The sequence below is a fragment of the Streptomyces sp. NPDC059008 genome (assembly GCF_042749045.1).
Taxonomy (GTDB): Bacteria; Actinomycetota; Actinomycetes; order Streptomycetales; family Streptomycetaceae; genus Streptomyces.
Genome location: NZ_JBHYJC010000042.1, coordinates 1 through 17,515, shown reverse-complemented (window position 1 = coordinate 17,515; position 17,515 = coordinate 1). Strand labels below are relative to the sequence as shown.

Annotated in this window: 18 protein-coding genes; 6 read left to right on the top strand and 12 right to left on the bottom strand. The window is 74.3% G+C overall.

All coding sequences use genetic code 11. The features are described from left to right. Positions 1–3: 3 nt before the first annotated feature. Together ACFWZH_RS32035 and ACFWZH_RS32030 are read left to right on the top strand one after the other, a co-directional pair. Positions 4–471 (top strand): hypothetical protein, encoded by a 468-nt coding sequence (locus ACFWZH_RS32035; protein ID WP_384439233.1) that lies wholly within the window; start codon positions 4–6, stop codon positions 469–471. Continuing rightward, positions 468–779, top strand: coding sequence for a DUF3817 domain-containing protein (locus ACFWZH_RS32030; protein ID WP_384439230.1), 312 nt, complete (start codon positions 468–470; stop codon positions 777–779). Before ACFWZH_RS32035 ends, ACFWZH_RS32030 begins: the two co-directional genes overlap by 4 nt. Before the next feature lie 48 nt (positions 780–827). Here the strand turns inward: ACFWZH_RS32030 and ACFWZH_RS32025 are convergent, their stop codons facing one another. Both ACFWZH_RS32025 and ACFWZH_RS32020 read right to left on the bottom strand, forming a co-directional pair. Then, positions 828–1,271 (bottom strand): hypothetical protein, encoded by a 444-nt coding sequence (locus ACFWZH_RS32025; protein ID WP_384439227.1) that lies wholly within the window; start codon positions 1,269–1,271, stop codon positions 828–830. Positions 1,272–1,342: 71 nt separating this feature from the next. Beyond that, positions 1,343–1,975: a TetR/AcrR family transcriptional regulator gene (locus ACFWZH_RS32020; RefSeq protein ID WP_384439224.1), complete on the bottom strand. Its 633-nt coding sequence runs from the start codon at positions 1,973–1,975 to the stop codon at positions 1,343–1,345. Positions 1,976–2,096: 121 nt separating this feature from the next. Here ACFWZH_RS32020 and ACFWZH_RS32015 point away from each other — a divergent pair, with 121 nt between their 5' ends. Beyond that, a complete protein-coding gene (locus ACFWZH_RS32015) occupies positions 2,097–3,008 on the top strand; it encodes an alpha/beta fold hydrolase (RefSeq protein WP_384439221.1) in 912 nt (303 codons plus the stop codon). Positions 3,009–3,058: 50 nt separating this feature from the next. Here the strand turns inward: ACFWZH_RS32015 and gdhA are convergent, their stop codons facing one another. The 9 genes from gdhA to ACFWZH_RS31970 form a co-directional block, all read right to left on the bottom strand. After that, positions 3,059–4,438, bottom strand: coding sequence for an NADP-specific glutamate dehydrogenase (gene gdhA / locus ACFWZH_RS32010; RefSeq protein ID WP_384439218.1), 1,380 nt, complete (start codon positions 4,436–4,438; stop codon positions 3,059–3,061). After that, complete coding sequence (locus ACFWZH_RS32005) at positions 4,439–5,755, bottom strand: beta-ketoacyl-[acyl-carrier-protein] synthase family protein (RefSeq protein ID WP_384439215.1); 1,317 nt, start codon at positions 5,753–5,755, stop codon at positions 4,439–4,441. After that, the gene (locus ACFWZH_RS32000; protein ID WP_384439212.1) at positions 5,752–6,021 is read right to left on the bottom strand and encodes an acyl carrier protein; all 270 of its coding nucleotides are present in this window, start codon (positions 6,019–6,021) and stop codon (positions 5,752–5,754) included. Before ACFWZH_RS32000 ends, ACFWZH_RS32005 begins: the two co-directional genes overlap by 4 nt. Further along, entirely contained in the window at positions 5,994–7,097 is a 1,104-nt protein-coding gene (locus tag ACFWZH_RS31995; protein ID WP_384439209.1) for a beta-ketoacyl-ACP synthase 3, read from the bottom strand. Before ACFWZH_RS31995 ends, ACFWZH_RS32000 begins: the two co-directional genes overlap by 28 nt. Before the next feature lie 33 nt (positions 7,098–7,130). Continuing rightward, complete coding sequence (locus ACFWZH_RS31990; protein ID WP_384439206.1) at positions 7,131–7,970, bottom strand: SDR family NAD(P)-dependent oxidoreductase; 840 nt, start codon at positions 7,968–7,970, stop codon at positions 7,131–7,133. Then, the gene (locus ACFWZH_RS31985; RefSeq protein WP_384439203.1) at positions 7,970–9,043 is read right to left on the bottom strand and encodes a 3-oxoacyl-ACP synthase III family protein; all 1,074 of its coding nucleotides are present in this window, start codon (positions 9,041–9,043) and stop codon (positions 7,970–7,972) included. Before ACFWZH_RS31985 ends, ACFWZH_RS31990 begins: the two co-directional genes overlap by 1 nt. A gap of 17 nt (positions 9,044–9,060) precedes the next feature. Next, on the bottom strand, positions 9,061–10,947 hold the full coding sequence (locus ACFWZH_RS31980; RefSeq protein WP_384439200.1) for an acyl-CoA dehydrogenase: 1,887 nt from the start codon (positions 10,945–10,947) through the stop codon (positions 9,061–9,063). After that, complete coding sequence (locus ACFWZH_RS31975) at positions 10,944–11,993, bottom strand: ACP S-malonyltransferase (protein WP_384439197.1); 1,050 nt, start codon at positions 11,991–11,993, stop codon at positions 10,944–10,946. The genes ACFWZH_RS31980 and ACFWZH_RS31975 overlap by 4 nt, the downstream gene beginning before the upstream one ends. Before the next feature lie 126 nt (positions 11,994–12,119). Further along, a complete protein-coding gene (locus ACFWZH_RS31970) occupies positions 12,120–13,484 on the bottom strand; it encodes a tol-pal system YbgF family protein (protein WP_384439194.1) in 1,365 nt (454 codons plus the stop codon). 424 nt (positions 13,485–13,908) lie between these two features. Here ACFWZH_RS31970 and ACFWZH_RS31965 point away from each other — a divergent pair, with 424 nt between their 5' ends. After that, a complete protein-coding gene (locus tag ACFWZH_RS31965; protein ID WP_384439191.1) occupies positions 13,909–15,255 on the top strand; it encodes a hypothetical protein in 1,347 nt (448 codons plus the stop codon). A gap of 271 nt (positions 15,256–15,526) precedes the next feature. Further along, the gene (locus tag ACFWZH_RS31960) at positions 15,527–16,300 is read left to right on the top strand and encodes a PE-PGRS family protein (RefSeq protein ID WP_384439188.1); all 774 of its coding nucleotides are present in this window, start codon (positions 15,527–15,529) and stop codon (positions 16,298–16,300) included. A 222-nt stretch (positions 16,301–16,522) separates the two neighbouring features. Here the strand turns inward: ACFWZH_RS31960 and ACFWZH_RS31955 are convergent, their stop codons facing one another. Continuing rightward, positions 16,523–16,807, bottom strand: coding sequence for a zf-HC2 domain-containing protein (locus ACFWZH_RS31955; protein ID WP_384439185.1), 285 nt, complete (start codon positions 16,805–16,807; stop codon positions 16,523–16,525). 49 nt (positions 16,808–16,856) lie between these two features. Between ACFWZH_RS31955 and ACFWZH_RS31950 the strand changes: the two genes are divergently transcribed. Further along, the gene (locus ACFWZH_RS31950; RefSeq protein ID WP_384439182.1) at positions 16,857–17,450 is read left to right on the top strand and encodes a sigma-70 family RNA polymerase sigma factor; all 594 of its coding nucleotides are present in this window, start codon (positions 16,857–16,859) and stop codon (positions 17,448–17,450) included. The last annotated feature ends 65 nt before the right edge of the window (positions 17,451–17,515 follow it).

Sequence of the window (17,515 nt, the reverse complement as noted above, 5' to 3'; positions counted from 1 at the left end):
CCCATGACCAAGCTCCTGCTCTCCCTGCACGTCCTGGCCGCCATCGTCGCCGTCGGACCCGTGACCGTCGCCGCCAGCATGTTTCCCCCCGCCGCCCGGCGCGCCCAAGCGGCCGGTCCCGACGCCGCCGCGCTCGGTACGGTCCGGCTCCTGCACCGCATCTGCCGGGTCTACGCCGGAGTCGGCCTGGCGGTGCCGGTGTTCGGGTTCGCCACGGCGAGCAGCCTCGGCGTCCTCGGGGACGCCTGGCTCGTCGTGTCGATCGTGTTGACCGCGATGGCGGCCGGCGTCCTCGCGGTGCTCGTCCTGCCCGGCCAGGACGCGCTCCTGGAACAGCTCGGCGGCGCGGCCGGCTCCGTCGCGGCCGGCGCCACGGGCCGGCTGGCCATGCTCACCGGGGTCTTCAATCTGCTGTGGGCCGCGGTGACCGTGTTGATGATCATCCGTCCCGGTTCGACGACGGGGGCATGAGCGTGCGGCATCCACACCGGGCGCTGCGGATCGCCGCCGGCGTCGAACTGGCCACCCTCGTGGTGATGCTGGCCAACCTCGCCACCGCGCATCTGCCGGCGCTCTCCTCCCTGGTCGGCCCCACCCACGGCTGCGCCTATCTGTTCACCGTCGTCGCCGTGGCCCGTACCCCGCGGCGCACACCGCCCACGATCGCCCTGTCGCTGCTCCCCGGCATCGGCGGCTGCCTCGCCCTGCGCAGGCTCACCCGGCCCGGGAAGGGGAGGAACGCACCGGCGGTGGATCCACCCACCGCACGACCGGCGTGACCGACCGGCCACCGGGCCCGGCCCGGGAGTTCGCCTCGGAACCGGCCGTCAGATGAAGACGGCGAGCAGCAAAGGGAGCGCCGAGACGGCGGCGGCCGCGCCGCCCGATGCGAGAGCCAGGCGCGCGGTGCGCCAGCGCAGGGTCCAGGGGAAGGCGCCGGAGAGCAGAGCCAGGCCCGCGCCGGTCAGGTAGAGCCAAGGCGCGCTCACCAGCGGGACGGTGATGCCGGCAGGGCAGTGGTCCGGGCCGCAGGAGTCCGTGGCCATCGTCGCGAAGCAGTAGAGGAAGAAGCCGGGAAACCAGAGCAGCCCGATGACGGACAGCGCGATCGCCGCCGGGCACCACCACTGCGGATCGCGGGTCCGCCGCGTCGGCAGGGGGACGTTCGGCGCCCGGAACCCGTTGGCGGTTGCCGCGTGGTGCCCGGCGAAGGTCTCCGGCACCGCGCCGTACGGGGCGTGTTGCGGCGCCGGCGCGGTCGCATCAGTCATGGGAGCGAGTCAACGCGTCCCTGACGCCCGCCGTCACCAGGAGGCGTACTCAGCCGCGTGGGGGCGGGTACTCACTCCACGGCCGGCGGTGCGTCTCCACCGCGGGGCGGGAAGAGCCGGTCGAGGTGGTGGTCGAGAACGGTCGCGGCGGACTCCGGCGTGCGGTGGCCGACCAGGATGCTGGTGCCGAGTCCGGCGGCCATGGCGAGCAGGCCGATCGCTTCGACGCGGGCGTCCGTGCCGGGCGGGGTGAGGCCGGCCCGCTGTGCCTGTTGGAGCAGACCGGTCACGGCGTCCTCGGCCGCGGCGGGGTCGTCGGCGAAGGGCTGGTCGGCGAGTGCCTGGTCGGTGACGGACAGGATGGCGTACGACGTGTAGACGAGGTGGAAGCCGATGCCGGCCTCGTCGGTCGGCAGCGACGCCTTCAGCACGGCCTCGATCACCACCCGCGGCCCGGGGTCCTCCCCGGCGGCGCGCACCCGGGCGGTGACCCGCTCGCCGAACCGCTCGGTCAGGTGCTGCAGCCCGTAGAGCAGCAGCTTCTCCTTGGTCTGGAAGTAGTACTGCACCAGCCGCAGCGACACTCCCGCCTCCGCCGCCACGTCGCGCATCCCCACGGCGTGGAGTCCGCACCGCCCAGCGACCCGGACGAGCGCCTCGGCGATCTCGGTACGTCGTTCCTCGTGGTCCACCCGTTTCGGCATCGGCCGCTTCTCCGCTCTCGGTTCGCTCGGTCTGGGCCCGGTCGGCCACCTTCATGATACGGCCGTACCATCATGGTGATACGGTCGCACCACAAAGATGGACGCACCAGGAGGTGGCCACGTGCCCGAGACCATGACCCGCGCCCGGACCGATGTCGGCCGCTATGTGAGCGATGCCCTGCGCGACCGCTACTTCGCGGCCTGCGACGCGGTCTTCGCGCTGGGGGCGCCCGCCAGCGAGGAGTTGGACGTGGAGACCACCTTCGGCACCACGCACGTCTACCGCTACGCCCCCGCGGACCCCGCCGCCGCGTCGCGCACCCCGGTGGTGCTGGTGCACGGGGCGGGCTCCTGCTCCGCCATGTGGTACCCGAACACCGCGGCGCTCAGCGCCGAACGGCCGGTCTACGCCCTCGACACACCGGGTGACCCCGGGCGCAGCGAGCAGCGCGAAGCCATCCACCAACCCGAGCGCGCCGCACAGTGGCTGGACGAGGCGCTCGCCGGGCTCGGCCTCGACCGGGTGCACCTGGTCGGCTCCTCCTACGGCGGGTGGCTGGTGCTGAACCAGGCGCATCGCAGGCCCGGCCGCCTCGCGTCGGTCACGCTGCTCGACCCGGGCGGGCTGGAGAAGGTCGGCCTGCGCTTCTTCACCTGGATCTTCGTCGGCCTCTTCGCGACCTTCGCGCCCAAGGCGTGGCGCCCGCGGCTGGCGGCCTGGCTGGAGCAGCCGGTCCTCGTCGTGCCGGAGCTGCGCGCGATGGTCCACGCGGGGGTGCGCGCCTACCGCATCCGCCGCCCGGCCCCGCTCCCCCTGACCGAGGACGAACTGCGCACCCTCCGCACCCCGCTCTACCTGGTGCTCGGCAGCCGCAGCCTCATGGTGCACCCGCAGCGGCAGGTGGAGCGCGTTCCCCGCCTGGTGCCGGGAGCCCGCGCCGAGATCATCTCCGCCACCGGCCACGGACCCCAGATCGACCATGCGGAGGAGGTCAACCAGCGGATGCTGCACTTCATGGACACCGTCGACTGACGGCATGTCAGTTCGCGGCCCCGCCCGGCCGGTCGGGCGGGGCCGCGCGTTCACACCACCCCCTGGGCGAGCACCGCGGCGGCCAGGCGGGTGAAGCCGGCGATGTTGGCGCCGAGCACGTAGTTTCCCGGGGCGCCGTAGCGCTCCGCGGTCTGGCGGCAGGTGTCGTGGATCGTGCGCATCGCTTGGGCGAGCCGCTCGGCCACCTGGAGGGAACTCCAGCTCTCCCGCCGGGAGTTCTGCTGCATCTCGAAGGCGCTGGTGACCACGCCGCCGGCATTGGCGGCCTTCCCCGGCCCGAAGGCCACTCCGGCCTCGTGCAGGATGCGGACGGCGTCGGGGGTGGTGGGCATGTTGGCGCCCTCGGACACCACCTTGACGCCGTGGCGGACCAGCGTCGTCGCGGCATCGGCGTCCAGTTCGTTCTGGGTGGCCGAGGGCAGTGCGACCTCGCAGGGGACGTCCCAGACCCGTCCGCCGGGGACGTAGACCGCGCAGCTGCCCCGGCGCCGTGCGTACGCGCTGATCCGGCCGCGCTCGATCTCCTTGATCTGGCGCAGGAGTTCGACGTCGATGCCCTTGTCGTCCACCACGCAGCCTTCGGAGTCGGAGGCGGTGACCACATGGGCTCCCATGTCCTGGGCCTTGGCGATCGAGTGCAGGGCCACATTGCCCGAGCCGGACACCGCGACCCGCCGGCCGTCCAGATCCTCGCCGCGGGTGTGCAGCAGCTCGGCGGCGAACAGCACGTTGCCGTACCCGGTGGCCTGCGTACGCAGCGCGGATCCGCCCCATTCGCGGCCCTTGCCGGTGAGCACGCCGGCCTCCCAGCGGTTGGTGATGCGCCGGTACTGGCCGAAGAGGAAGCCGATCTCCCGGGTGCCCACCCCGATGTCGCCGGCCGGGACGTCGGTGTGCTCGCCGACATGGCGGTGGAGTTCGGTCATGAAGGACTGGCAGAAGCGCATCACTTCGCGGTCGGAGCGGCCTCGTGGGTCGAAGTCGCTGCCGCCCTTCGCGCCGCCGAGGCCGAGTCCGGTGAGGGAGTTCTTGAACACCTGCTCGAAGCCCAGGAATTTGACGATGCCGAGGTTCACCGAGGGGTGGAAGCGCAGGCCGCCCTTGTAGGGGCCCAGGGTGCTGCTGAACTCCACCCGGAATCCCCGGTGGACGAGGGTGGTCCCGGAGTCGTCCTGCCAGGGGACCCGGAACATCACCTGCCGTTCGGGTTCGGTGATGCGCTCGATCAGGCCCGGCTCGGCGAACTCCGGATGGGCGGCCAGTGCCGGTGCGAGGCAGTCCAGGACCTCGCGCACCGCCTGATGGAATTCCGGCTCTCCGGGATTGCGTTGCCGGACGGCGTCGTACAGCCTTCCCAGGTGCGGGATCCGGGTGTCGGGGGTCGTGGCGACGGGTGCGCGGTACGGCATTCATCCTCCGCGGTGAGGGGTGTGGGACCCGCGGTGGGTGGGGCGGGCTCCGTTGTGGGAGGGGTCGGGTGGCGGTGGTCCCGGCCGGAAGGCGAGGACCGTGTTGTGTCCGCCGAAGCCCGCGGAGTTGCTGAGCGCCAGGCGGACGTCCTGCCGGCGGGGCCCGCCGCTCACCAGGTCCAGCCCGCGGCACTCCGGTTCGGGCCGCTGGAGGTTGGCGATGGGCGGGACGAGTCGGTGCTCCGCCGTCAGCACGGTCAGGGCCGCCTCGACGGCGCCCGCCGCCCCCATGGTGTGGCCGATGACGCCCTTGGCGGAGGTCACCGACGGGGAGTCGGCGCCGAACAGCTTGTGGAGGGCGGCGGCCTCGGTGCGGTCGTTCAGGGGCGTGCCGGTGCCGTGCGCGTTGATGTGGTCGACCTCGCCCGGGACCGCGCCGGCCGTCCGCACCGCCTGCTCCATGGCCCGCCGCAGCCCGTGCCCCTCGGGGTCGGGGGCGACCTGGTGGTGGGCGTCGGCGGTCAGCCCGCATCCGGCGAGCCAGGCGTGCACCGGCGCGTGCCGGGCGGCCGCGTCGGTCTCCCGCTCCATGACGAGTACGCCCGCCCCTTCGCCCAGGACGAAGCCGTCGCGGGCGGCGTCGAAGGGCCGGGAGGCGGCGGCCGGGGAGCCGTGGCGCCGGGAGAGCGCCCCCATTCTCGCGAAGGCGGTGGCACACAGCGGTGTGACCATGGCATCGGCCCCGCCGGCGACGGCGATGTCGCAGGCGTCGGTGCGCAGCAGCACGGCCGCGAGGGCGATGGCGGTGGCGCCGGACGCACAGGCCGTGGCGGTGTGCAGCACCGCGCCGTGCGCCCGTAACGCGATCGCCAGTTGCCCCGCTGCCATGTTGGGCAGGAAGCCGGGCAGGGTGAGCGGTGAGACCGACCGGGGGCCGGTGTGCAGGAGCCTGCGGAACTGGTCCTCGTAGGTCTGCACTCCCCCGGCGGCCGAACCGAGGACGACCGCGACCCGGGAGCCGTCCCATACGGCCGGGTCCAGTCCGGCGTCGGCGACGGCTTCACCGGCGGCCGCCAGCGCGAACTGGGTGAACCGGTCGTAGCGCCAGGGCCGGGCTCCGGGCACCCGGGTCCGCGGATCGAAGCCGGGCACCCGGCAGGAGAAGGAGACCGGGAGCCCGGCCAGTGCGGGGTCCTCCGCCGCGGTGCCCCGCCCCGCGCAGACGCCGGCCCAGGTCTGCGCGGTGTCGGCGCCGGCGGGTGTGACCAGCCCGATGCCGGTGACGGCGAGGTCCCCGTGCGCGCCGCGACCGTTCACCGGGGGGCTCCGCCGTCGGACGGCGCGCCGGCCGCGGACAGCTGTGCGTCGACGGCCCGGGCGAACTGTTCCAGCGTCAGGCCGGCGGCGGAGTCGTCCTCTTCCAGGGGGGTGCCGAAGTGCTCCTGGAGCGTGACGTACAGCTCGACGACGGCGAGCGAGTCGAGTTCGAGGCCGGCCAGTGTGCTGTCGGGCCGCATGGCGTCGGCGTCGACCTCGAACTTGTCCGCCAGTACGGTCACGAGGTGGTCGTAGACACTTTCCATGGCTGCTTCCTCCGGCGCGCGGGGTGGGTGGTGGTGTGGGTGGTACGGGGTTCGGGATCGTGCGCCCAGGGCAGCGCGGAGGGCCAGCTCATCGCGAGCGAACCCCAGGTCAGTCCGCCGCCGAAGGCGGTCAGCAGCGTCCGCGTCCCGGGGCGGACCAGCGTGCGTCGGGCGGTGTCGGCGAGGGCCAGCGGGATGGAGGCGGCGGCGGTGTTGCCGACGTCGCGGATGTTGCCGAAGCGGTACCGCCGGGTGATGCCCACCCGGTCGGCGACCGAGTCGAGGATGCGCTGGTTGGCCTGGTGGCCGATGAACGCCCCGACGGTGTCGGGCCGCCAGCCGGCCCGTCCCAGCACCGCCAGCGACGATTCGGTCATCCGGCGGACGGCCTGCCCGTACACCTCGCGGCCGCTCATCCGGAAGTAGCGATCCTCACGGCACAGACGGCGCGAGGTGTCGGGCTGGCGGCAGCCGCCGGCGGCGATGGCGATGAGGTCGCTGCCCCCACCGTCGGAGCCCCAGTCGACAGCGGCGACGGCACCCGGCTCAGCACGGTCCCCGGCGCGCAGCAGCACCGCCGCCGCGCCGTCACCGAAGATCACCGCGGTGTCCCGGTCCAGCGGGTCGATGATGCTGGAGTACTTCTCGGCGCCGATCACCAGCGGCCGGGCGCAGACCCCGGTCCGGACCAGTGCGGTGGCGACGGTGACGCCGTAGACGAACCCGGAGCACACGGCCGCCAGGTCGAAGGCGGGGACCGTGTCCAGGCCGAGCCGGTGGGCGACCTCGGGGGCGGTGGCCGGGCAGCGGCGGTCCGGGGTGGTGGTGGCGACCAGGACCAGGTCCGCGCGGGCGCGCGCGGAGGCCTGCGCGGCCCGGCCGGCGGCCACCGCGAGGTCGCCGGTGCTGGTGTGGTCGTCGGCGGCCCGGCGTCGGAGGATGCCGGTGCGGGAGCGGATCCACTCGTCGGTGGTGTCCAGCACACCACGGCGCCTGACGTCCTCGTTGGAGAGCACGCGTGGGGGCAGAGAGGTCCCGATGCCGTCGATCACGGCGGTGGGGCTCACCTTGGTCATGGTCGGCAGTCCTCAGGTCGCGGGGTGGTCGGGTCAGGCGGCGAACGGGGAGGGGGGTTTCGGGATTCCGGCCAGTCCGCCGTCGGGGACGGACGCGCCGCCGTCGAGCACCAGCGCCTGACCGGTGAGGTAGGACGCGGCGGGCGAGGCGAGGTAGAGCGCGGCGCAGGCCACCTCGTGCGGCTCGGCCCAACGGCCCAGCGGGACATGGGCCATCAGCCAGTCGGACAGCGGCCCCGTGGAGTAGGCGAACGCCGTCATGTCCGTACGGGTCCAGCCCGGGCACAGCGCGTTGACCCGGATGCCCTCGCGGGCCCAGCCGACCGCGAGGCTGCGGGCCAGCGAGATCTGCGCCGCCTTGGAGGCCGCGTACGCCTCCATCCTCGGTGTGCCCACCACACCGGCGAGGGACGACATCAGCACCACGGCGGCCCGCGGGGAGGCGGCCAGGTGGCGGTGCGCGCGCCGGCACAGGGCCGCGGTGGCGTTGAGGTTGACCGACAGCACCTGGTCCCAGTCGTCCTGGTCGGAGTCCTGCAGGGCGTCCAGCGTGGGACTGCCGTCGGGCCGGGAGGGGAGGATGCCCGCGTTGTGGACCACGACGTCGAGCCCGCCGAGCCCGGCCGCGGCGGCGTCCACCACGGTGTCCGCGGCACCCGGCTCGGCGAGGTCGCCGGGCACGAGGGCCGCGGTGCGCCCCTCCTCCGCGACGAGTCCGGCGGTCTCCTTCAGCGCGTCCGAGGTCCGGGCGGACAGCGCCAGGTCCGCGCCGGCCTGGGCGAGCGCCACGGCCACGGCCCTGCCGATGCCGCGGGAGGCGCCGGTCACCAGGGCGCGCGCGCCGTCCAGCCGGAACGAGGCGAGTGAGGTCATCAGGAACTCCTTTGCACAGCGGGGGTTCGGGCGGGGGGTGGGGCGGTGTGCGGGGTACGGGCCGGTCCTATCCGGATGGCGGGTGCGCCGGTCCAGGTCAGCAGGGCGCTGCCCCAGGTCACACCGGCGCCGAAGACGGCGAGCAGGATCCGGCCGCCGCGCGGCAGCAGACCGCGGGAGGCTGCGGTGGCCAGTGCGTACGGGGCGCTGGCGGCACCGATGTTGCCCACCTCGTCGCCGACGATGACCAGCCGCTCCGGCGGGATGCCGATGCGCTCGCCGAGGCCGCGCAACAGCACGGGGTTGGGCTGGTGGGTGATGTACGCGTCGATGTCCTCCAGCCGGAGCCGGTTGCGGACCAGGGCCTCGCCGACCAGCTGCGGAAAGATCCGGGCGATGAAGTCGCGGACCGCACGGCCGTCCATGTGGACGTGGTGGCGGTGCGCGCCGAGCGTGGCGGGGCTCGCCGGGATGCGGCTGCCGCCGGCGGGGATGAGCACGTGGTGGGCGCCGGTGCCGTCGGAGCCGAGGCGGAAGTCGGCGAAGCCGCCGCCGCCCGGTACGGGGCCCAGGATCGCGGCGGCCGCGCCGTCGGCGAAGAGCACGGCGGTGCCGCGGTCCGCGGGGTCGATGAACTTGGAGTAGGCCTCGACGCCGACGACCGCCGCGTACCGTGCGCCGCGGTTGCCGCGGAGCCAGTCGTGGGCGACCCGGGCCGCGAACAGCCAGCCGGCGCAGGCCGCGCTGACGTCCAGCGCCACCGCGTGGCGGGCGCCGGTCAGGGCCTGGACCCGGCAGGCGGTGGAGGGGCCCAGCTCGTCGGGGGTGGAGGTGGCCGCGATCAGCACGTCGACCTGGTCGATGTCGATGTTCGCGGCGGCCACCGCGGCCCGCACCGCGGCCGCCGCCAGATCGGAGGCGGCCTCTGCCGGGTCGGCCACATGCCGGGTGTGCACACCGGTGCGCTGGGCGATCCACTCCGGTGTGACGCCCGCCGCCGCCGCGACCTCCTCGTTGGTCCGGGTGGTGGTGGGCAGGTAGGTGCCCATGCCCACCACTCCGATACGGGGCATCCTGGGGCAGGTATGGCTCATGACGGCCCTTCCGGTAGCGGGTCGAGGGACGCGGTCAGGGCCGCGGCGTAGTCGTCGGCACCCAAGGGGGCGGGCGGCGTACCGCCCGCGGCGCCCATGGCCTCCTCCAGCAGGGGCAGATGGGGCATCAGCCGGTCGCACAGACCGTCCAGCACGGTGGGCAGCGCCCGCACCGTGGCCGCGCTCAGCACGCCGGTGGCCTGGAGGCCGCCGGCCAGGCGGCGCGCCTCGACCGCCCCGTACAGCGCCACCAGGGGACGCAGCACCGCGAGCAGCCCGGGATCGTCGACCGCCGCGAGGGCACCGGCCAGGCTCTCGGCGACGAGCCGGCTCCCGTACGCCTCGCCGAGTTCACCGGCCGCGTCCAGCAGCGGATTCCACAGCTCCAGGCCCGTGAGCCCGGCCTGGGTCCGCTGCTGCAGTGTCCGGTGCAACTCCCCGGCCAGACGGGCCTCCTGGGCTCTGGTGACCGCCGGCCACCACGCGGGGTGGTCTGCCGGGACGGCGGGTGCCGTCGCCACGCCCCCGCGGCGGCCGGCGGCGTGCCGCCCGTTGTGGGCGCCCTCCGCCGCGAGGGCCCGGCCGGCGTCCAGCAGGATCAGCTCGCTGTCGCCGCCGGCGCTGTCGAAGGCGTGGGCGAACCCGTGGTACCCCGCCAGCAGGTTGGGCCGCAGGAAGCCCGCGACCCCGCACCGGTGCTGGCACTGGGCGGCCACCCGCGCGGTGCCGCGCACGGTGAGCGCCTTGAGCACCGCCAGGGGGCGGTCGACCGCGGTCCACGGCGCGAAGGTCATCCCGTCCGCCCGGCCCTCCGCCGGGCCGCGGCGGGCGGCCTCGGCGCGCGACCTGGTCCAGATCTCGCGGGCCGTCCGGCCGGCGCAGGTGAGGGCGAAGGACTCGGCCAGGCAACCGAGCAGCGCGTGCTGCTGGTTGCGGTAGGTCAGCACGCTCGCCCCCGGGGCCAGCCGGCCGTGGGACCGCCGGCGGGCGGAGAAGCGCAGCGCCTGTACCGCGCACTCCCGTGCCATGGCGGCCATCGCCGAGGGCAGCGTGGCCCACAGGACCTGTCCCACGCACAGGGTCCGCTGGAGCCGGGCGTCCGCGGTGCCGAGCGGGTCGTGGAAGGCTCCCTCGGCGTCGATGCGGGCGCGGTCGCACAGCCACTGCTCGGGGCGCAGCCGTACGTCGTGGAAGCGCACCAGCGCGTAGTCCATCGGCAGGTCCGGCAGTTCGAGGCCGCGGGAGATCTCCACGCCCGGCAGCGGGCCGTGCTCGTCGGTGAGGTCCACCACGAAGGAGAACACCCCGCGGTCCGCCCCACCGGCCAGCACCCGTGCGCACACCACGGCCGTCTGCGGCATCCGCGAGGAGCCGACGGAGGAGAACTTGGCCGCCCCCGCGTCCGGCGTGCCGAGCCGGAACCCGCCGGTGCGCGGGTCGAATTCGGCGGTGGTGCGGATTCCCAGGTGGCTGCTGGCGTCGCCGATCTCCGTCACCATGAACACGCCCTTGGAGCGGGCGCTGGCCAGCGCCTCCCACTGGCTTCCGAGGCGGGCCGGGTCGTCCGTCAGCGCGATCACCGACCCCAGGCAGAGCGCGTAGTGGGAGAGGGCGGCCATGTACAGCGGCGGGTCGGCGACCGCGACGCAGTCGCTGAGCAGCGCGAGCCGCCGGGGGTCGGTCAGCAGCTCGGCGGCCGGCGGCAGGGCGTCGGCGAGGCGCCGCAGCCGCCGGTGGATGCGGTGGGCGCGCGCCGCGCGGTCCGCGGTCGGGGGTTCGTCGGTGGCCGCCAGGGCGGCGCGCAGTCGGCCGCGCAGCGGGTCCGGGGACGTCCCGTCGATGAGGTCGTGCAGTTCACCGCGCGGCGGCAGGCGTGTGGTCATCGAGACGGCTCCAAGGGGCGATGGGGACCGCCGGTCGGCGAGGAGGCCTGGGCGGCGGCCTGCGTCCAGGGGAATTTGGGGTCGGCGAGGGGTGCGTGGGCGCGGGCCGCGGCGGGCGGCAGGGTGTGCTGTGCGTTGCGGGTCAGCGAGCTGCCGGTTCCCGCCTCCAGGAGCAACGCGGTCCTACGGGTGGTCAGTTGGTGCAGCACCTTGGGCAGCCGTGCGGGGCGGATCAGGCAGTTCGCCAGTCCACGGCGCACATCGTCGCCGGGCCCGTAGGGGCCGCCGTGGACGGCGGAGAGCACCGGCATCCGGGCGGGGCGGGCGGCGAGCTGCCGCATCGAGGCCGCGAAGGCGTCTGCCGGCCCGGCCAGCGACGGGTGGTGGGAGGAGAACGGCAGCCGCAGTCGGGAGGCCGGCACCCCCTGCCGCCTGGCGAACTCCTCCACTGTGGCAAGGGCCGCGACGGGGCCGCTGACCACGGTCTCACCGGGGTCGTTCACGCAGGCCAGGGCCAGTTCCGGGGACCCGGCCTCGCGCAGCAGCGCATGGGTGCGGCACTCCGCGGCGCCGATCAGCGTCAGCCCGCCCGCGCAGTGCGTCAACTGCTGTGCCAGCAGGCAGGCGATCCGGGCTCCGGTGGCGATGTCGAAGACACCGGCCGCGGTGAGCGCCGCGATCTCCCCGAAACTCACACCGAGCACCTGGTCGGGTGCCGCCCCGATGGCGCACAGTGCCCGGTGGACCGCCATCGAGGAGCAGAACAGGGCGAGTTGGGCGGTGCCGACGGTGGCGGCGGCGAGGTCGCGGCCGCTGGGGGGCGAGTCGCCCAGCAGCGCCTCCGCCAGGGGCGTGATGCCGAACTCCCGGCCCGCCTCCTCCGCTTCCCCGAACACCTCGGCGACCGCGGTGCGTACGCAGCTGTGCGCGCGGGCCGCCCGGACGAGCGGGCTGACGGCGAAGTCGCCCTGGCCCGGGAAGAGATGGACGACCTGGCGGGGTAATGCGTCGGCTTCTTCCGGGGAAACGCCGGTGGTGTCACGCATGTTCACCGCTCCTTTCCGTCCCGCGGCGGCTTCTCCTCGATTGAACAGCGGCTTTCACGAGGATGGGGGTGGCCGTGATACGCGGAGATGTTGAAAGACGTGAAAGCGCACAGTTGGTCGAATGGTTCAGGCTCTCGGATAAACGGATGTCAGGGCGGACGTACGGTGCAGAATCGCGGTCACCGCGGGCAGCGGGCGAAAAGGGGCGAGGAGTTGTCGTAGTCGGCTCACCGCGAGATCCGCCGCGCCCGACCGCACATGGACGTACTGGTCGAGAAAGGAACTCCAGGCGGCGCAGGCCTCCTCCACATGGCCGAGGCCGACGAGGATCTCGGCGTGCCGGGCATGGCTCAGCGCCAGCCCGCGGTGGTCGTCGCCCGGACGCCGCGCCAAGGAGTGGTGCAGGGCCGCCCGGGCGGCCGGTAGATCTCCCAGATGCCGGAAGACCTCGGCGCTCTGGAACTCCAGCGCCGCGGGTGTGTAGGTGTGGAAGGGACCCGGCGCGCACCCGCGCCGCCGGCCCGACTCGGCAGCGCGCTCGGCCGTGCCCAAGGAGGTGAGCGCCGCATGGCGCAGACCGCAGGCGGCCTGGGCGACGGCGAGTTGGGACAGCAGGAACGCCCGGGTGCCGCCGTCCGGCGCGACGGCGGTGCACGCGGCGGTCTCGGCGGCCTGCAGCGCGGTCCGCCGGTGGCCCAGCGCGAGTCCTTGGGCGCTCAGTCCCCGCAGGACGACGGCCCAGGTGGTGGCGTCCCCGGACTCGGCGGCCAGTCGCAGGGCAGTGCGGAAGTGGCGTTGGGCCAGTCCGTGGACGGATGCGTCCTGGTACATCCGCGCGAGCAGGAAGGTCAGTCGTGAGGTCTCCACCAGCAGGCCCCGGTGGGTGTGCTGGTCCGTCATCTCCCGCAGCCGGGGGACGACGTCGTCCGCGAGGTAGGTGGCCAGGGTCGAGCGGGCCCGCCGGCCACCGTGCGCGTTGAAGGACGCGGCGTAGAAGCGCACGGCGAGCCGGACGACGGCGAGTTCTTCCTCGGTCTCCTCGGGCCGCACCGCGGAACGCACCGTCCAGGACCGCGGTGCGGTCCGTGCGCCCGCGAGGTCCGCTTCCCGGTACGGCTGGAGTCGTGCGGACACCCGGCGGGCGGGGTCGCTCTCCAGGCTGCACAAATCGGTGAGCGCCGATTCGGCCGGCGAGACATGGTCGGGTGGCCGCCCACCCGTCGGCCCGGAAGGGGCGCAGGCGAATCCGGCCGCACTCGGCGAGACGGACCGGCCCAGGCGCCGGGTCAGCGCTTCCGCTATGAGTTCGGGCACCGGCGGAGCGGGCTGCGTACCGCTGAGCCAATGGGAGACGGCCGTGCGGTCGTAGTTCAGGTCCAGGTCGATTTCCGCCGCGAGCGCATTGACCGACCGGGCGAGCGCGGCCTGGGTCCAGCGGGCCTCCGCCAGCAGGGACCTCAGGAATTCGTTGCGGCGTCTGGTCTGCGCCACTTTTCGCTCCCGGGCGGAGAGTCGGCCGGGCGGCCAACGGTGGGGGGCCGCTCGTTCCGAGCCAATTCCGCGGCCGGGCCGCGGGGGGTACAGAGTGAGGAACTGCGGGAATTCTGCTGCTGAGAGGTTTTTTGAGGTGCCATGTGCCGCGCCTGGTGCTGCTGTTGTTGTGCGTGGGGAATCCTGGTGCGGACCGCCGGAGCGCATACGGCGCAGAATTCACCGGCGCGCGAGCCGGCCGGTGTCCGGAAATCCGCCTTCCGGAACCCGGGGCATAGCCGACGTCCGCCCCTTAACGGAACCATGAATCCGGTCGGGCGGGAACGCCCGCCATGCGGTGGGTCCGTGAACGTGTTGAAAGTCCCCGCACCTCGTCACGGTGCGTCGTGTCCGGAGAGGGAAGACGGATCATGAAAGACGGATCATGAAGGGCCGGCGCCCCAATCGCCTGCTGGCCGCTCTGCTGGCCGAAGCCGACTGGTCCGCCGGGGACCTCGCCCGCGCCGTCAACCTCCTGGGCGCGGCACACGGCCTGAACCTGCGCTACGACCGGACCTCCGTGGCTCACTGGCTCCACGGATCGCGCCCCCGTTCACCGGTCGACGAGCTGGTGGGGCAGGCGCTGAGCCGCCGTGTCGGACGGCGGCTGACGCCCGCCGACACCGGGTTCGAGGCGCCGGACGCGGGCGGCGACACGGTGGCGGCCGTGCTGCGCGGCGACGATCCGGTGCGGCGGTTGGCCGCGCTGTGCCGGGCGGACGCCGACCCCACCCGCCGGGCGCCGCTGGCCCGCTCCGTCATCTCCGCCCCGCCCCCCGTGCTCCGCAGCTGGGACAAGAGCCCCCCGCCGGTCATGCGGACCACCGGAGGCGGGCGGCAGGCCACCTCGGCGGACGCGGCACGGCTGACGACCATGGCGTCCTACAGCGCGCTGATGGGGGAGAAGTACGGCGGCGCCCACGGCAGGCCCGCGCTGGCGCTGTACCTCGCCGACGACGTGGTGCCGCTGCTCACCGCACCCGCCGATCCGGCGGTCCGCAGCTCCCTGCTCACCGGCGGGGCCCATCTGACGCTGCTGCTCGCCGCGATGACGTCCGATGTCGGGCACACCGCCCTCGCACTGCACTACTACAACGTCGCCCTCTCACTCGCCCACGCGGCCGAGGACCGCGGCTCCTACGCGATCACCCTGCGCTGTCTGAGCGTGCAGGCGCACCGGCTGGGCGACCACCGCCAGGCCGTCGAGCTCGGCGAGGCGGCACTCGGCGTCGCGGGCTCGGCCGTCCCCCACGCGACCCGGGCCTTCCTGCACGCCGGGCGTGCCGTCGTGCGTGCCGGCGCCGGCGGGCACCGCCTGGCGGCCGCGGATCTCGGGGCGGCGGAACGGCAGCTCGCCCTGGCCACCGGACCGGAGGGCCCCTTCACCAGCTACCCGGAGACCGCCCTGCGCTACCAACGGGCCGAGGTGCTCGCGCGGCTGGGGGACCACAACGGCGCGGCGGCCGAGCTGGCACGCTCCCTGGCCGACCGGCCGGCCGATCACCACAAGGCCCGTACGCTGCTGCACGCCCAGCTCGCACAGGTCCTGCTGGCCGCGCACGAGGTGGAGGCGGCCGTCGAGCACTGCTTCCACGCGCTGCAGCACCACCAGCAGCTCGCCAAGGGTTCCGTGCACGGCACGCTCCCCCGGCTGGTCCAGCGCCTCGCCCCCTATCAGAGGAATCCCCGCGTCAGGGCCTTTCGCGCGCGCCTGCGCGCGATGCCGCGGTGACACCGCCATGGTCCTCTCCCCCCGTTGGAGACGGTCGCACGGTCTTCGGCTCCGGTGCCGCCCCGTCGCGCTTCAGGTCGGAAACAGGCTCTGATCGGGCAAGCATCAGCATCGCCACGTCAAAAGGGTCTGTCACAGCTCTATAGGTGCGTTCGAGCGCCGACTTCTAACCTCTGCGCACCCACCTCGCCACCGGCTTCACCCGTACGCACCGCGCCTCCGGTGCCCCTCGTGATCGGCGCCGGAGACGGGGTGCGACGATGGGCCTGTCATGGATGCGGGGCAGGTTCTCAGGGGGCTACGGGCCGCGGTGTTCGCCGCGGTGTGTGTGCTGCTCGCTGCGCTGGGACACGCGGTGATGTCGGATGCCGCGGTGCCCGCGTGGATGCTGCTCACGGCCGGCGCGGGAACCGCGGCCGGTGCCTGGTGCTTCGCGGGCCGGGAACGCGGCCCGCTGCTGGTCGGGTTGCTGACCGTCGGCACCCAGGCGGCGCTGCACAGCGCCTTCTCGTTCGGCCAGGCGGTGGTCCGCTCCGGCGGTGGCGGCGAGCCGCTGTCGCTCGCGCGGCAGTGGGCGGACTCCTGGATGTGCGGCGCGCAGGGCATGCGGCTCTCCGACGGCGCCACCGCCCAGATGACGCAGCTGATGCATCGGCAGATGGCGTCCGTGCACGGGATGCACGGGGCCTCCGGGATGCCGGGGATGTCCCCGGCGGAGCATGCCGGGCAGATGCCGCAGCTGGATGCGTCCGGTCAGATGGCGGGGATGCACGGTGGCGCCACCGGCATGCTCGCCGCCCACCTGCTGGTCGCGCTGCTCAGCGCGTGGTGGTTGTGGGGCGGCGAGCGGGCGGCGTTCCGGCTCGTGCGGAGCGTGTCGTCCTGGCTGTTCGCCCCGCTGGTGCTCGTTCTGCGCGGGGTGCTGCCCGATGCGCCGCCCGCCGTGCGCGCGGCCCGGCAGGAGCCGCGGCGAGCGGTGCAGAAGCTGCTGCTGGCCCATGCGATGTCGCTGCGGGGTCCGCCGTATGAGCCGGCTGTCGGCTGACAGCACGGTCGAATTCCCGAGCCGAGGGGCGGACGGGCGTCGCGCGCCGAGCGCGGACGCCCGGGTCCCGGCTCCGTTGTCACCGGTCGCCGCCCACGTGCGGTGACCGGATCATGCGAAGGACTCCAGATGATGAATCCTGTCCGGATGCCGGTGGCGCCGCCGCCGGTGTCCGACGCCGGCACACCGGTCCGCGGGCGCGGGCTGCCGCGCCCCGCCCGCTCAGCCGGCCCGTCCGCCGTCCGTGTCCACCGCACCGGGGGGCACCGGCCCCGCGGACACCGACCGCAGACCGGCGAGCAGCGCGTCGACGGCCGCCGGGTCGCCTTCGGAGTGGGCCGTGGCGCGGTCGAGACGCGCCGTCAGGGCCCGCGCCCGGGCTTCCCACTGCCGGCAGTCATGGCAGTCGGCAAGGTGGGCGGCGAGCCCGCCGGGGGTGACGCCGGGTGGCGGTTGCTCCCCGTCGAGGCGGGCGGAGAGGGCCGTACGGATGCGCGAGCAGTGCATGTGTCCATCCTCCCCGAAGCACCGCGGTGCGGCGAGGGGCGGTCGCGGTATGCGGGATGACGAGGCGGTGACCGGCTGGGCGCTGGCCGCCCGTACCGGTGACGAGCGGGCCGTCGAGCAGTTCGTGCGGGCCACCCAGCTCGATGTGCGGCGCTATGTGACGCACCTGAGCGGCGATCCGCAGGCGACCGACGACCTGGTGCAGGACACCTACGTACGGGCGTTGCGCAGCCTGCCGCGGTTCGAGGGCCGCTCCTCGGCACGTACCTGGCTGCTGACCATCGCGCGGCGGGTGGTGGCGGACCGGATCCGGTCCCATGCGGTCCGGCCGCGGCTGGCCGCGACCGACGACTGGCAGTCGGCGGCGGAGCGGGTGCAGCCGCGCGGGGTGCCGGGCTTCGACGAGGGCGTCGCGCTGTCCGAGCTGCTGGCGGCCCTGGCGCCGCAGCGGCGGGAGGCGTTCGTCCTCACGCAGCTGCTGGGGCTGCCGTACGCGGCGGCCGCCGGGGTGATGGGCACTCCCGTGGGGACCGTACGGTCCCGGGTGGCGCGCGCCCGGGAGACGCTGGTGGCGCTGCTGGCGGAGGCGGAGCGGCCGGAACCGGCCGAGCGGCCGCGCGCGCTCGCGGGCGCCGTGGCCTGACGGTCCGCGCCCGGTAGGCGCAGGGGGCGCAAGGCGTGGGCCCCCGCGCGCTCAACAACCCCCAG